General features: G+C 62.0%; 12 protein-coding genes and 1 pseudogene. 9 read left to right on the plus strand and 4 right to left on the minus strand.

The annotated features are described in order from the left end of the window. Nucleotides 1-197: 197 nt before the first annotated feature. The 4 genes and pseudogenes from QMO80_RS18820 to QMO80_RS18835 all read right to left on the minus strand — a co-directional run. Nucleotides 198-617 (minus strand): annotated as a pseudogene (locus QMO80_RS18820) (endonuclease domain-containing protein); the annotation flags it as partial. Nucleotides 618-643: 26 nt separating this feature from the next. Beyond that, nucleotides 644-2,983, minus strand: coding sequence for a xanthine dehydrogenase molybdopterin binding subunit (gene xdhB / locus QMO80_RS18825; protein WP_283197866.1), 2,340 nt, complete (start codon nt 2,981-2,983; stop codon nt 644-646). A 214-nt stretch (nt 2,984-3,197) separates the two neighbouring features. Continuing rightward, nucleotides 3,198-4,664, minus strand: coding sequence for a xanthine dehydrogenase small subunit (gene xdhA / locus QMO80_RS18830; protein WP_283197867.1), 1,467 nt, complete (start codon nt 4,662-4,664; stop codon nt 3,198-3,200). 28 nt (nt 4,665-4,692) lie between these two features. After that, nucleotides 4,693-5,469: a 3-hydroxybutyrate dehydrogenase gene (locus QMO80_RS18835; RefSeq protein WP_283197868.1), complete on the minus strand. Its 777-nt coding sequence runs from the start codon at nt 5,467-5,469 to the stop codon at nt 4,693-4,695. A 157-nt stretch (nt 5,470-5,626) separates the two neighbouring features. Here QMO80_RS18835 and glpK point away from each other — a divergent pair, with 157 nt between their 5' ends. The 9 genes from glpK (at nt 5,627) to sbmA (ending at nt 14,979) form a co-directional block, all read left to right on the plus strand. After that, a complete protein-coding gene (gene glpK, locus QMO80_RS18840) occupies nt 5,627-7,120 on the plus strand; it encodes a glycerol kinase GlpK (protein ID WP_283197869.1) in 1,494 nt (497 codons plus the stop codon). A gap of 138 nt (nt 7,121-7,258) precedes the next feature. After that, nucleotides 7,259-7,633 (plus strand): YciI family protein, encoded by a 375-nt coding sequence (locus QMO80_RS18845; RefSeq protein ID WP_064840153.1) that lies wholly within the window; start codon nt 7,259-7,261, stop codon nt 7,631-7,633. Further along, complete coding sequence (locus QMO80_RS18850; protein ID WP_283197870.1) at nt 7,630-8,889, plus strand: RNA polymerase sigma factor; 1,260 nt, start codon at nt 7,630-7,632, stop codon at nt 8,887-8,889. The genes QMO80_RS18845 and QMO80_RS18850 overlap by 4 nt, the downstream gene beginning before the upstream one ends. A gap of 99 nt (nt 8,890-8,988) precedes the next feature. Continuing rightward, a complete protein-coding gene (locus QMO80_RS18855) occupies nt 8,989-9,456 on the plus strand; it encodes an SRPBCC family protein (RefSeq protein ID WP_283197871.1) in 468 nt (155 codons plus the stop codon). 180 nt (nt 9,457-9,636) lie between these two features. Then, nucleotides 9,637-9,927 carry a GIY-YIG nuclease family protein gene (locus tag QMO80_RS18860; protein WP_283197872.1) on the plus strand — a complete coding sequence of 97 codons (291 nt, stop codon included), beginning with the start codon at nt 9,637-9,639 and terminating at the stop codon, nt 9,925-9,927. Nucleotides 9,928-10,262: 335 nt separating this feature from the next. Further along, the gene (locus QMO80_RS18865; RefSeq protein ID WP_283197873.1) at nt 10,263-11,324 is read left to right on the plus strand and encodes an LLM class flavin-dependent oxidoreductase; all 1,062 of its coding nucleotides are present in this window, start codon (nt 10,263-10,265) and stop codon (nt 11,322-11,324) included. 43 nt (nt 11,325-11,367) lie between these two features. Further along, nucleotides 11,368-12,126, plus strand: a complete 759-nt coding sequence (gene map / locus QMO80_RS18870) for a type I methionyl aminopeptidase (RefSeq protein WP_064840145.1) — start codon at nt 11,368-11,370, stop codon at nt 12,124-12,126. Nucleotides 12,127-12,403: 277 nt separating this feature from the next. After that, nucleotides 12,404-13,588, plus strand: coding sequence for a YbfB/YjiJ family MFS transporter (locus QMO80_RS18875; RefSeq protein ID WP_283197874.1), 1,185 nt, complete (start codon nt 12,404-12,406; stop codon nt 13,586-13,588). Between the two features lie 125 nt (nt 13,589-13,713). Beyond that, nucleotides 13,714-14,979, plus strand: a complete 1,266-nt coding sequence (gene sbmA, locus QMO80_RS18880) for a peptide antibiotic transporter SbmA (protein ID WP_283197875.1) — start codon at nt 13,714-13,716, stop codon at nt 14,977-14,979. Nucleotides 14,980-14,999 lie beyond the last annotated feature (20 nt).

Genomic DNA, 14,999 nt, shown 5'->3' on the forward strand with positions numbered 1-14,999 from the left:
CCCTTCGGGCCACCTTCTCCCCGTTGGGGAGAAGAGGGAGAATGCCGCGCTCTCGGTGATCCCATCTGCGTTTTTACATGTGGTTCCCGCAGGTTCAGCGATTTGTTTGAACGATGCCCGAACGTCTTGCTCCCTCTTCTCCCCAGCGGGGAGAAGGTGGCCCGAAGGGTCGGATGAGGGGGCTTGGTTCAAACGCATTACGTTCTCAAATTCTCCGTACGAACGATCGCAGGATAGAAGCGAAGGATATCATCGCGCTGGAATATTCGCCTTTCAAGTGCGGCTAGGATCGTCTCGAGGACTGCTCTTCGCTCCCGGGTTATTTCATGATTCCAAAATCGGAGGATTGAATATCCAGCCTGGTTTAGCCACAAAGTCCGAGTCATGTCGGACATGTTGTCGGCGTGTTGAAATCCATCGATTTCGATTGTCAGTCGCTCTTCGCGGCATAGAAAGTCGGCGATGTAGGCCCCCACTGGCACTTGTCGCGTAAACTTATAGCCATTTAGCTGTCGATTTCGCAGATCGCCCCAAAGCCGATATTCCTCTTCAGTTTCGGTTTGGCGTAATTTGCGAGCTTGCTGAGTTTTGCCGGGAAGTCTTTTCCTAATGTCTTCGGGATCGGACATTTTTCGCCGCCATCCTACATCCGCTTCATCCGCTCCACCGCCATCAGCACCCGTTCCGGCGTTGCCGGCGCGTCGAGCCGCGGGCAGACCCTGTAGTCCGCCACGCTTGCCACCGCCATCGACAGGGCTTCCAGCACCGAGATCGCCAGCATGAAGGGCGGTTCGCCGACGGCTTTGGAGCGGCCGATGGTGGCTTCCGCGTTCTCCGACCATTCCGCAAGGCGGACGTTGAAGATCTTCGGCCGGTCGGAGGCGAGCGGGATCTTGTAGGTCGACGGCGCGTGAGTGCGCAGCCGGCCCTTGTCGTCCCACCAGAGTTCCTCCGTCGTCAGCCAGCCCATGCCCTGGACGAAGGCGCCCTCGACCTGGCCGAGGTCGATCGCCGGGTTCAGCGACCGGCCGACATCGTGGAGGATATCGGTGCGGTCGATCAGATATTCGCCGGTCAGCGTGTCGATCGAGACTTCGGTGCAGGCAGCGCCATAGGCGAAATAATAGAAGGGCGTGCCGCGGCCGGCCTTGCGGTCCCAGTGGATCTTCGGCGTCTTGTAGAAGCCGGCGGCGGACAGCTGGACGCGGGCGAAATAGGCCTGCTTGATGAAATCGGGGAAGGGAATCTCGTTCTCGCCGACACGCACGCGGTTCGGCAGGAAGACGACGTCGGAGGGCGCCACATCCCATTTCTCGGCGGCAAAAGCCGTGAGCCGTTCCTTGATCTGGCGGGCGGCATCATAGGCTGCCATGCCGTTCAGATCCGAGCCGGAGGAGGCGGCGGTGGCCGAGGTGTTCGGGACCTTGGCCGTGGTGGTCGCGGTGATCTTCACCCTAGAGATATCGACCTGGAAGCTGTCTGCCAGCACCTGCGCGACCTTGGTATAGAGGCCCTGGCCCATTTCGGTGCCGCCATGGTTCAGGTGGATCGAGCCGTCCTGATAGATATGGACGAGCGCGCCGGCCTGGTTGAAGGCGGTCATGGTGAAGGAAATGCCGAATTTCACCGGCGTCAGGGCAATGCCCTTCTTGATATAGCGGCTGTCGCGGTTGAAGCCGATGATGGCGTTGCGCCGCGCCCGGTAGTCTGACGTATCCTCCAACTCGTCGACGACACGGGCGATGATATTGTCCTCGACCTCCTGATGATAGGGCGTCAGCGTGCGCCCGGAACCCGGCTGGCCGTAGAAATTCAGCTTGCGAATGTCGAGCGGATCCTTGCCGAGGGCGTAAGCGATCTCCTCGATGAGGCGCTCGGCGCCGAGCATGCCCTGCGGCCCGCCGAAGCCGCGGAAGGCGGTGTTGGAAACGGTGTGGGTTTTCAGCGGCTTCGACTGGAGATGCACATGCGGATAGAAATAGCTGGAATCGGCGTGGAAGAGGGCGCGGTCGGTCACCGGTCCCGACAGATCCGAGGAGAAGCCGCAACGTGCCGCATAGGTTGCGTCGACCGCGTGGATGCGGCCTTCGGCATCGAAACCCACTTCGTAATCAACCAGGAAATCATGGCGCTTGCCGGTGGCGCTCATATCCTCGTCGCGGTCCGGGCGGAATTTAATCGCACGGCCGAGCTTCTTGGCGGCGATCGCCGCAAGGGCTGCGAACTGGTTGCCCTGCGTTTCCTTGCCGCCGAAGCCGCCGCCCATGCGGCGCACATTGACGGTGACCGCGTTCGACGGGATATCGAGCACGTGGCCGACAATATGCTGGATCTCGCTCGGATGCTGCGTCGAGGACCAGACGGTGACCTCGTCGTCCTCGCCGGGAATGGCCACGGCGATATGGCCTTCAAGGTAGAAATGCTCCTGACCGCCGATGCGCATCTGCCCCTTCAGCCGTATGGCGGCATTCGGCATTTCCGTTTCCGGCTCGCCGCGCTGGAGCGTCATCGGAGTGATCACCAGCGGGCCGCCATTGGCGAGCGCGCCGTCGATATCGTGCCAGTGCGTGAGGTCGCGATAGTCGATCTTCGCCAGCCGCGCAGCCCGGCGGGCAGCGTCGCGCGTTTCGGCGATGACGGCAAAGATCGGCTGGCCGTGGAACTGAACCAAGGTTTCGGCCAGCAGCGGCTCGTCATGGCTGCCGTTGGAGCTGGTGTCGTTGACGCCGGGCACGTCCTTGCCGGTGAAAACCCAGACGACGCCGGGATAGGCGGCGACCGCGGAAAGATCGATGCTGATGATTTCGGCATGCGCCCGGTCGGAAAGGCCGAGCGCACCGTGCAGCAGGCCTGATGGTTCGGGAATATCGTCGATATAATCGGCGCTTCCGGTGACGTGCTTATGCGCTGAATCATGCCGCAGCGAACCGTGCATGGGGCCGGAGATGACGACTTTGGGATCTTCGAAGGTGGACTTGTCCATTAGATGTGTCCTCCATGGCAGGCACCGTTTTGAGGGCGGCCCCTCATCCGGCTGCCGCCACCTTCTCCCCGCTTGCGGGGAGAAGGGACATGCCGCGCCGTCTCCGTTCCTCGCCACCTCTCGCAGGGCACGTCCCCTCTCCCCGCAGGCGGGGAGAGGGTTAGGGTGAGGGGCAAAGTGGTGACTGCCGGAGGCCGGCTAGCGAAACAATCCATCACGCCACCTCCTCGAACCGCTTCAGCTCGGCCGGCGCGCCAACAGTTTCCAGGTAGAAGCGCGTCAGCAGGTTCTTCGCCGTCAGTTGGCGGTATTCCGCCGTGGCGCGCCAGTCGGTCAGCGGCTGGTAGTCGGCATCGAACGCAGGGCGGGCCGCGTCGATCGTTGCTTCCGTCCATGGTTTGCCGATCAGTGCGGCCTCGACAGCTTGAGCGCGCTTCGGCGTTGCCGCCATGCCGCCGAAGGCGATGCGGATGTCGATGACCGTTTCGGTATCGTCGAGTGTCAGCAGGAAGGCGCCGAGTACGGCGGTGATGTCCTCGTCGCGGCGCTTGGTGATCTTGTAGGCGGCAAAGCGGCTGGTTGTCTTGGGATAGGGCACGAAGACGCTCTCGACGAATTCACCGGGCTTCCGATCCTGCTTGCCATAGTCGATGAAGAAGTCCTCGAGCGGCATTCTTCGCTGACCTGCCAGGGAGCGCAGCGTCAGCGTTGCGCCCAGCGCGATCAGTGGCGGCGGGCTGTCGCCGATCGGCGAGCCGTTGGCGATATTGCCGCCGATCGTGCCCATGTTGCGCACCTGCTCGCCGCCGATGCGGTCGATCAGCCGGCCAAGCGCCGGGATCTTTTTCGAGATCGCGGCAAATGCGCTGGTGTAGCTGACGCCGGCACCGATAGTGAGGCCATCCTCGCTCTCGGTGATCGACTGCAATTCACTCAGGTGATTGATGAAGACGACAGGGCTCAGCCGCCGCATCTGCTTCGTGACCCAGAGGCCGACATCGGTCGAGCCGGCGACCACGACTGCGTCAGGCTCCTGCGAGAGGATTTCGGCCAGCGCCTGGAGCGATGCCGGCACGATCAGCCGGTCTTCGTCCTTGCCAATCCGGATGGTGCCGCTCGCCTGCATGGCCCAGAGCCGCGCGATGATTTCCGAGCGCGTCCGCTCCAGCGGGTCGAAGAGCGCGCTCGGCCGCATCTGGCTCACCTGCTCGGCTGCCTTGACGATAGGCTCGTAGCCCGTGCAGCGACAGAGATTGCCTTGCAGGGCCTTTTCGATCTCGCGGCGGGTCGGTTTCTCCTTCGTCAGCCACAACCCGTAGAGCGACATGACGAAGCCGGGCGTGCAGAAGCCGCATTGCGAGCCATGGCAATCGACCAGCGCCTGCTGCACCGGATGCAGGGCGCCGTCCCTGCCGGCGAGATGCTCGACCGTCACCACATGGGTGGCGTGCAGCGAGCCGATGAAACGGATGCAGGCATTGACGGATTCATAGGTGAGCTTGCCGTCGGCGAGCCGGCCGACGAGCACGGTGCAGGCGCCGCAATCGCCTTCCGCGCATCCTTCCTTGGTGCCCGTCAGCCGTCGCTTCAACCGCAGAAAATCGAGAAGCGTCTCGGTCGGCCCGACATCGGTGAGCGCGATGTCCTCGCCATTCAGGATGAAGCGGATGCTGTCGTTCATGATATTCCCGGTTGTTTTTTCCAAATGGTTAAGCCGCCGTCCAGCCACCGTCAATCGAGATGTGGGTTCCGGTCACCTGCCGGGCGGCGTCGCTGGCGAGGTAGAGCGACAAGGCCCCGATCTCTTCGGCCTTGACGAATTCACGCGTCGGCTGCGCCTTGAGGATGACTTCGCTCTTCACCTGTTCCTCGGTCATGCCGCGGGCCTTGGCGGTATCGGGTATCTGCTTTTCGACGAGCGGCGTCAGCACATAGCCGGGGCAGATGGCGTTGACCGTCACGCCGAATTCGGCAAGTTCCAGCGCTGCCGTTTTCGTCAGGCCTAATATACCATGCTTTGCCGCGACATAGGCGGATTTGAAGGGGGAGGCGACGAGGCCGTGCGCCGAGGCGATATTGATGATGCGGCCATGCTTCCTAGCCTTCATCAGCGGGATGGCGGCGCGCATGGTGTGAAAGGAGCTCGACAGATTGATGGCGATGATCTGGTCCCATTTCTCGATCGGGAAATCCTCGATCTTCTCGACATGCTGGATGCCGGCATTGTTGACGAGGACATCGACGGTGCCGAAGGTCTTTGCCGCCGTTTCGATCAGGCCGGCGATCTCGGCGGGCTTCGTCATGTCGGCCGGATGATAGATCGCACGGCCTTTCGACATCGATTCAAGCCGTGCGACGATCGCCTTGATTTCATCGGCATTTCCGAAACCGTTGATGACGACGTTGTCGCCGGTTTCGGCAAAGGCGATGGCGATCGCAAGGCCGATGCCGCTGGTGGAGCCGGTGACGACGACTGATCTGCTCATATTTTTCTCCTGACAGGCCGATGTTGCGTTGCAACGTTGGTGGCGAGGTTATGCCCAAAGCCGGCAGGCTGGCAATTCCGCTTTATTCGCTTTTCTCACCCGCATCCGTGTCCTATTGATTTGTCACGATAATCGACATGCTAGAGGAGGGAATTGCATGAGTGGATATGTTCTGGCGATCGATCAGGGAACGACATCGACGCGGGCGATCGTCTTCGATGGCGATATGCATGTCGCCGGCAAGGGCCAGAAGGAATTCACCCAGATCTATCCGCGATCCGGCTGGGTCGAGCACGATCCCGAGGAAATCTGGGATTCGGTCGTCTCCACCGTCAACATGGCGCTGCGCGATGCCGGGATCGCGGCCAAGGATATTGCAGCGCTCGGCATTACCAACCAGCGCGAGACGGTCGTCGTCTGGGAGCGCGACACCGGCCGGCCGATCCAGAATGCCATCGTCTGGCAGGACCGGCGCACGGCAAGTTATTGCGACAATCTGAAACGGCAGGATCTGGAGCGGCTGTTCACCAAGAAGACCGGCCTGATCCTCGACCCGTATTTTTCCGGCACCAAGCTTTCCTGGATGCTGGCCAACGTCAAGGGCGCCCGGGCGCGTGCCGCCAGGGGCGATCTCTGCTTCGGCACGATCGATACCTTTCTGATCTGGCGGCTGACCGGCGGCAAGAGCTTCGTCACCGATGCTACCAACGCCTCGCGCACGCTGATGTACAACATCGCTGAAAACGCCTGGGACGAGGATCTGCTCGATATTCTGCGCGTGCCTGCCGCCATGCTGCCTGAAGTCAAGGATTGTGCCGCCGATTTCGGCACGGTCGATGCTGAGATCTTCGGTGCCGAAATTCCGATTCTCGGTGTTGCCGGCGACCAGCAGGCGGCGACCATCGGCCAGGCCTGTTTTCAGCCGGGCATGCTGAAATCGACCTACGGCACCGGCTGTTTCGCGCTGCTCAACACCGGCGCCGACATGGTGCGTTCGAAAAACCGGCTGCTGACCACCATCGCTTATCGGCTGAACGGTGAGACGACCTATGCGCTCGAGGGGTCGATCTTCATCGCCGGCGCTGCGGTGCAATGGCTGCGGGACGGGCTGCGGATCATCGGCAGCGCCGCCGAGACCAATGCGCTTGCCGAAGAGGCCGATCCGACGCAGGAGGTCTATCTGGTCCCCGCCTTCACCGGCCTCGGTGCGCCGCATTGGGATGCCAAGGCGCGTGGCGCGATCTTCGGGCTGACGCGCAACAGCGGCCCGGCAGAGCTTTCGCGCGCCGCGCTCGAAGCCGTCTGCTATCAGACCCGCGACCTGCTCGACGCCATGCAGAAGGACTGGAAGAACGGCGGCGACGACACGGTGCTGCGCGTCGACGGCGGCATGGTCGCGTCCGACTGGACGATGCAGCGCCTCGCCGACCTGCTTGACGCCCCGGTCGACCGGCCGGTGATCCTGGAGACGACAGCGCTGGGGGCTGCCTGGCTTGCCGGCAGCCGGGCAGGGGTCTGGCCGGACAGGGAGGGTTTCTCGGCAACGTGGAAACGGGACCGGCGCTTCGAGCCCGATATGGACGAGAAGGTGCGGGCTGCTAAGCTCAAGGGCTGGAAGAGCGCGGTCCGGCGGACGCTGAGCGAGGGTTAAGGCGCGATCAGAACCGCACCATGACGCCGCCTGTTTCCGTGGGCGGCCAGGCTGTCTCAGTCGCTTTTCTCGATAATTTTTAATGCGGCCTGTCGGCTAAGCGGCTACTCCTTCGTCATTCGGAAAGAGGAGTGAGCAATGCTTTATGCAATCCTTTGTTACGCCCATGAGGAAACCGTCTTCGCCTGGACGAAGGAGGAAGAGGCCGCCGTCATGGAGAAGCTCTATGCCGTGCAGGAGCCGCTTGCCGCATCCGGCAAGCTCGGCCCCGTCGGCCGGCTGATGCCGACGACGGCTGCGACCACCGTGCGCAAGGGCAAGGACGAGCCTTTGGTCATCGACGGGCCTTTTGCGGAAACGAAAGAGGCGCTTCTCGGCTTCTACGTGGTCGACTTCGAAACGCTCGACGAGGCGGTCGCCTTCTCGAAACAGCTTTCCTCCGTCAATCCGGGTTCCACCTCTTACGAAATTCGGCCGTTCTACGTCTTCAGGCCGGGAGATGCTTCATCATGACAGACATTGCCTGGATCGACCTTGCCCTTGCCTCGGCCCGCCCGAAGGCGCTCGGTGCGCTGCTGCGCTATTTCCGCAATCTTGATACCGCGGAAGAGGCTTTTCAGGAGGCATGCCTGAGGGCGATCCGGACATGGCCGGAAAAAGGGCCGCCACGCGATCCCACAGCCTGGCTGATCTTCGTCGGCCGAAACAGCGGGATCGACGCGGTGCGCAAGCGGTCGAAGCTCCAGGCCCTGCCGGACGAGGATACGATCTCCGATACCGAGGATGCCGAAAGCGATATTGCCGAGCGGCTGGACGATTCCCACTATCGCGACGATATCCTGCGGCTTCTCTTCATCTGCTGCCATCCCGATCTGCCGGCGACCCAGCAGATCGCACTGGCGCTGCGCATCGTTTCCGGTCTTTCGGTGACGCAGATCGCCCGCGCCTTCCTGGTGTCGGAAAGCGCCATGGAGCAACGCGTCACCCGCGCCAAGGCACGCGTCGCCAAGGCCGGCGTGCCGTTCGAAACGCCGAGCCCTGAGGAAAGGGCCGAGCGTCTTACGATCGTCAGCACGATGATCTATCTCGTCTTCAACGAAGGCTACAGCCAGGCCGACCCGAAGCATGAGGCGGCCGCCTTCAGCGACGAGGCGATCCGGCTGGCACGGCTGATGCTGCATCTCTTTCCGTCCGAGCCGGAGTTGATGGGGCTGCTTGCGCTGATGCTTCTGCAGATCTCGCGCCGGCCGGCGCGCTTCAGCGCCGAAGACGAGATCGTGCTGCTGGAAGATCAGGATCGCTCGCTCTGGAACCAGCCTTTCATCAACGAGGCCCTGGCGCTGCTCGACAAGGCCTTGCGACACCGCCGGCCGGGGGCATATCAGCTGCAGGCGGCGATTGCCGCCATCCATTCCCGGGCGAAGCGCGCCGAAGACACCGACTGGGTGGAAATCGATCTGCTCTACCGCGCGCTGGAGCGTATTCAGCCTTCGCCCGTTGTGACGCTCAATCGCGCGGTCGTGGTTTCCAAGCTGCACGGGCCGCAGCAGGCGCTCGATCTCATCGATCCGCTCGGTGAGAAGCTCGGCGGTTATTTCTACTATCACGGCCTGCGGGGCGGGCTGCTGAAGCAGCTTGGCTTGACCTGCCAGGCGCGCGAAGCCTTCGACCGCGCCATCGCGCTTGCCCATTCGGCGGCGGAGGCAGCCCATATCCGCCGGCAGATCGACAAGATGCAGGAAGAGGCGACGCAGCCGATCGCAAAATAATCAAGAAAAAATCGGCGCTTTGTCGGAACGACGAACTTCGGCACGTCCTTGCAACAACCTGACAGGAAACAGGTTTCACTCAAATGGAGAGATGTTGAAATGACCGCCAGCACGCAACATGAACTCACCCTCATTCGCGAATTCGACGCGCCGCGCGAGACGATCTACAAGGCGTGGACCGATCCCGATCTCATGAAGCAGTGGTTCGTGCCGCGTCCCTGGGGTGTTGCGGAAGCGACGCTCGACGTCCGCCCCGGCGGTTCCAGCGTCATCGTCATGCAGGATCCCGAGGGCAACCGGTATCCGAACCGCGGCGTCTATCTGGAGATCGTCGAGAACGAGAAGATCGTCTTCACCGATGCCTATACCAGCGCCTGGGTGCCCGCCGAAAAACCCTTCTTCACCGGCGTCATCCTGCTCGAAGATCTCGGCAATGGCCGCACGAAATATACCGCCAAGGCGCTGCACTGGCGCGCCGAGGACAAGGAAGCGCATGAGAAAATGGGTTTCCATGAGGGATGGGGCAAGGCCGCCGATCAGTTGGCGGAACTGCTGGCGACGATGTGAGTGTCGGGTGAGGCTGGCGCGGTGGAGACCGCGCCAGCCTCATGCTTAAAGTGCGGCGCGAGGCCGCTTGGAAGATGATTCCGCCGATGCTTGTAGGTTGTTGAATTCCGATTCGAATTGGTGATTGGACACATTCGTGCCTCTGTCGACGCAGGATGCGTCCTGTGCCAATCCAAGGGCATGAAGGGTTATGTCTACATCCTTGCGTCGGCACGCAATGGCACACTCTATACCGGCGTGACACGTGACCTTGCCGGGCGACTATACGAGCACCAGAATGAACTGACACCGGGCTTCACATCGAAATATGGTGTGAAGACACTGGTCTGGTTCGAAGAGCATGATTTGCTGACGACAGCGATCACGCGGGAGAAGACGATCAAGAAGTGGCCGCGGCAGTGGAAGCTCAATCTGATCGAGCGGGATAATCCCGAATGGGCGGATATCTCGTTTCATCTGTTGGGTCTCTGATGGGATGAGTCTCTCGTCGCGCGGGCGCGCGACTGCTGGATTCCTGTGACAGGCACAGGAATGAGGGAGCAAGGGTGTGCACCTCGCCACTCCTATCCCATGTTATTCAAAGCGCGATCATTTCTTGTTGAACTCGACGAACGCCAAGAGTTCCCTCATTCCTGTGCCTGTCACAGGAATCCAGCAGCGCCGTGTCTACGGCGCAAAGACTCTTCACGGTGCTGCCATAAGCCCCGCGCCACTATCGAAATTCTCGAACATTCCGTTCCAGAGTTTGTATTTGCTCTCCATCCTCGCCATCCTTATCTCAGCCGGGAGTTAAAAGGATGCCGACGATGGAACTGGGTCTTTATACGTTTGCGGATGTCAATCCCAATCCCTCCCGCAGCAAGGGTGCGGAAGGGGCTGAACGGCTGAAACATCTGATCGAGGAGATCGAGCTTGCCGATCAGGTGGGGCTCGATGTCTTCGGGCTCGGCGAACATCACCGGCCGGATTATGCAGTGTCGGCGCCTGCCGTCGCGCTGGCGGCGGCGGCCGTCAAGACGAAAAACATCGGGCTGACCAGCGCCGTCACTGTGCTTTCCTCCGATGATCCGGTGCGCGTCTTCCAGCAGTTTTCGACGCTGGATCTGATTTCGAACGGCCGGGCCGAGATCATGGCGGGGCGCGGCTCCTTCATCGAGTCCTTCCCGCTGTTCGGCTACAATCTCGAGGACTACGACCAGCTTTTCGAAGAGAAGCTCGATCTGCTGCTGGCGTTGCGCGATGGCGAGACGGTCGACTGGAGCGGCGAGCTTCGCGCGCCGATCCGCGGGCGAGGCGTTTATCCCAGGCCACTGCAGGATCCGCTGCCGCTGTGGATCGCGGTCGGCGGCACGCCGCAGTCCGTGGCGCGCGCCGGTGCGCTCGGCCTGCCGGTGGCGCTGGCGATCATCGGCGGCGAGCCGCGCCGTTTCGCGCCGCTTTTCGATCTCTACCGCGAGGCGGCACGCCGGGCAGGGCAGGATCAGGCGAAGCTGAAGACCAGCATCAATGTTCACGGCTTCATCGCCGATACGACGGCGGTCGCGGCCGAGCAGTTCTACGGGCCGCAGGCCGAAGTGATGAACCGCATCGGCCGCGAGCGTGGCTGGGGGCCGACGAGCCGGGCGCAGTTCGACATGTCGCGCGGACCGAACGGTGCGCTCTTCGTCGGCGACCCCGAGGTGGTGGCCGAAAAGATCATCGCCCATCACGCGCTTTTCCGGAACGACCGCTTCCTGCTGCAGATGGCGATCGGCCTGATGCCGCATGCCGAGATCATGCGCGGCATCGAGCTCTACGGGACGAAAGTCGCGCCGATCGTCAGAAAGGCATTGACTGAAACGGACGGAGGGGCGAAAGCCACCGCTTAACCAAGGCGGCCGTGGCCGCCCTGCGCAAGGCCGGAACAGACGAATGGTTATCGCAAACGACGACGAACTGGCGAAACTCAAGGAGATCGGCCGGATCTGCGCCAATGCTATCCAGGTGATGGCGGCGGCGATGGAGCCGGGCATGACAACGCTGGAGCTTGACGGCATCGGCCGCAAGGTGCTCGAAGAGGCGGGCGCGCGCTCAGCGCCGGAGTTCTGCTATCAGTTTCCGGGTGCGACCTGCATCAGCGTCAACGAGGAAATCGCCCACGGTATTCCCGGGCCGCGTGTCATCCGCGCCGGCGATCTCATCAATATCGACGTCTCGGCCGAGAAGGATGGTTTCTTCGCCGATACCGGCGCTTCCTTCGCGATGCCGCCGGTCAAGCCGAAGATCGAGCGGCTTTGCCGCGACGGCAAGCGGGCGCTCTGGGTCGGGCTCAATCAGGTGAAATCCGGCGAGCCGCTTGCCAAGATCGGCACCGCCGTCGGTGCCTTCGCACAGAAGAACCGCTATACGCTGGTCGCCAATCTGGCGAGCCACGGCGTCGGCCGTTCGCTGCACGAGGAGCCGGCCGAGCTCTCGACCTGGCCGGATCCTTCGGAAAAACGCGTCATGACGGATGGCCTCGTCTTCACCGTCGAGCCCTTTCTGTCGCTTGGCGCCACCTGGGCGGAAGGCGGCGACGATGCATGGACGCTTTATGCCGATCCGAAGGCGCCGACCGTGCAATATGAGCATACGGTGGTCGCCACGCGCAACGGGCCGGTGATCCTGACATTGCCGGATGGGCGGGCGTAAGGGCGGCCTGCGGAGCTTTCATCCTGCGTGCGGCATTCTCCAAGGCCCCTCATGCTGAGGCGCGCAGCCCGCAGGGCGCAGCCTCGAAGCGCGCCGCAACGTTGCTTCTCATCCAGCATCACCGCACCCGCCCCCTCCTTCGAGGCCCCTGCGGGACATCCCAGGATGAGCTCGCTTGGAGGCTGTGCCCATCCTCCTGCGCCTACTTTCGCAGAATTGATCGATTGATCAGAAATACTCGTTTGCGGTGCAGCGACTGCGGCGCGATAAGCGCTGCATGCTTGAGCGCATCCGTCATTCCCCGCCGAACCTTGTTTCCACTGCCGCTGCCGGCGCCGTTGCGATGGCGGCGGCCATGGGCTTCGGGCGTTTCTCCTACACGCCGATCCTGCCCGGCATGATGAGTGGCGTGCCGCTTTCGGCGGCGGATGCCGGTTTTATCGCTTCGGCGAATTTCGTCGGTTATCTCGTCGGCGCCGTGCTTGCTGCCTATGGCTGGGCGGCGGGGCGCGAACGGCTGGTGGCGCTCTCGGCGCTGCTTGCGACCGCAATCCTGCTCGCCGCCATGGCCGCCACAAATTCCGTCGCAGTCTTTGCCGTCATCCGGTTCCTGGCCGGCCTCGCCAGCGCCTTTGCGATGGTCTTCACCTCATCGATCGTGCTCAGCCACGGGGCTTCCGCCGGCAACGACCATGTGCAGGCAGCGCATTTCGGCGGGCCGGGAGCGGGGATCGCGCTGTCCTCGATCATGGTGTTTCTCATCGGCCTCGGCTTTCACGGCCGCCCGGACAGCTGGCGCGCCGACTGGATCGGCGGCGCGCTCTACTGCGCGGCAAGCCTCGTCATCGTCTTCCTGCTCTTGCCGTCGGCCCCGGCGCAATCGGCGCGCGCGGGCAAGGAGCCGGCTCTCGTCTGGAGCCGGCCGATGGTGCTGATCACACTGTCCTACGGCCTGTTCGGCTTCGGTTACGTCATTACCGCGACCTTCCTCGTCACCATCGCACGTCTTTCCGCAACAGGCCCCCTGGTCGAATTCCTTTGCTGGTTCATTGCCGGGCTGACGGCGGCGGTGGCGCTGTTTGCCTGGAAGCCGCTGGTGAAGCCGCTCGGGCTCGGCGGCGTCTATGTCGCAGCACTTCTGGTCGAGGCGGCCGGCGTGCTCGCGACCGTGATGCTGCCGCACTCTGCCGCACCGCTGATCGGCGGTGCCCTGTTCGGGTCGACGTTCCTGGCGATCACGGCTTACGGGCTGCAGATCGGCCGCAGGCTTTCGCCTGACAGCCCGCGGCGGATCCTGGCGATGATGACGGCCGCCTTCGGCCTCGGTCAGATCGTCGGGCCTGTCGTTGCCGGCTGGATTGCCGAACGCAGCGGCAATTTCACCGCCCCGACGGCGATCGCCGCCGTCGCCCTTGTTGCCTGCGCCGCGCTGGTGATGCCGGTGATCAAGAAAATCGCGTAAGCGGTTACATCTACGTAACAATCGGCTAAACCCATTGCTGCTTCCTTCGAACTGCCTTAGTTTCCGGCACAATCAGTGTTCGACGACACTCCCGAGACTCACAGTTCAGGAAAGCAAAGCTCCCCGTGTTTCATTCCTTTTTTCCCCAGCCGAAGGCGTTTTTTACTTCGCTCGTCATTTGGACCCTGATTTGCATCGCCGGCTGGTATCTCTTCGCCGCTCATCTCGGTGTATCGCTCGGTTATGGACCTGTTCCGGAAGACCAGCAGCCGATCGATCTTTCGTTCTTCCTGCTGCCCGAAAACCTCTGGTTCTACAGCTATTTCTTTCTCTCGGCGGTGATCTTCTGCGGCGCATGGCATCTGAAGGCGCTGCACCATCCCTGGAAGCTGTGGTCGATCTGGGGTTCGGCACTGATAATCTTCGTGACCTATTTCGGCGTCCAAATTACCGTCGTGATCAACAACTGGCGCCGGCCGTTCGGCGATCTTTTGCAGAATGCATTGTCGAAGCAGCCGGGCATTACCGTCGACAATTTCTACGACCTGATGTGGGTCTTCTGTCAGATCGCATTTCTCAGCATGTTCGTGTCGATCATGACCGACTTCTTCACCAGCCACTACATCTTCCGCTGGCGCACGGCGATGAACAATTTCTACATGTCGAAGTGGGAAAAGCTGCGCCATATCGAGGGCGCCTCGCAGCGCGTTCAGGAAGATACGATGCGTTTTGCAAGCACGCTGGAAGTGCTCGGCATCAGCCTCATCAACTCGGTGATGACGCTCGTCGTCTTCCTCCCGATCCTGCTGGCGCTCTCGCATTACGTGACCGCGCTGCCGGTCATCGGACCGGTGGCGAATTCGCTCTTCTGGCTGGCGCTCTTCTGGTCGGCATTCGGCACCGTGCTGCTGGCGGTTGTCGGCATCAAGCTTCCGGGTCTGAACTTCCGCAATCAGCGCGTTGAAGCGGCCTATCGCAAGGAGCTCGTCTACGGCGAAGATCATGCGGAAAGGGCCCAGCCACTGACGGTGCGCGAGCTCTTCGACAATGTTCGCCGCAACTATTACCGTATGTATTTTCACTACATGTATTTTAACGTCGCCCGCAATTTCTACAGTCAGGCGGACGCGCTCTTCGTCATCTTCATGCTGGTGCCGACGATCGTGGCCGGCGCCATCACCTATGGCATCTTCCAGCAGATTTCGACCGCCTTCGGTCAGGTCAGCAACTCGTTCCAGTATCTCGTCAACGCCTGGACGACGATCATCGAGCTACTTTCCATCCACAAACGCCTGAAGGCCTTCGAGGCGGCAATCGATGATGAGCCGTTGCCGGAGATCGATCAGCGCTATCTGGAGCGTGAGGCCGGCGCCGTACAAGCGGATGGCTGATGGGTGAGGCTGGCTGGATG

The sequence above is a fragment of the Rhizobium sp. BT03 genome, from assembly GCF_030053155.1.
Lineage (GTDB): Bacteria > Pseudomonadota > Alphaproteobacteria > Rhizobiales > Rhizobiaceae > Rhizobium.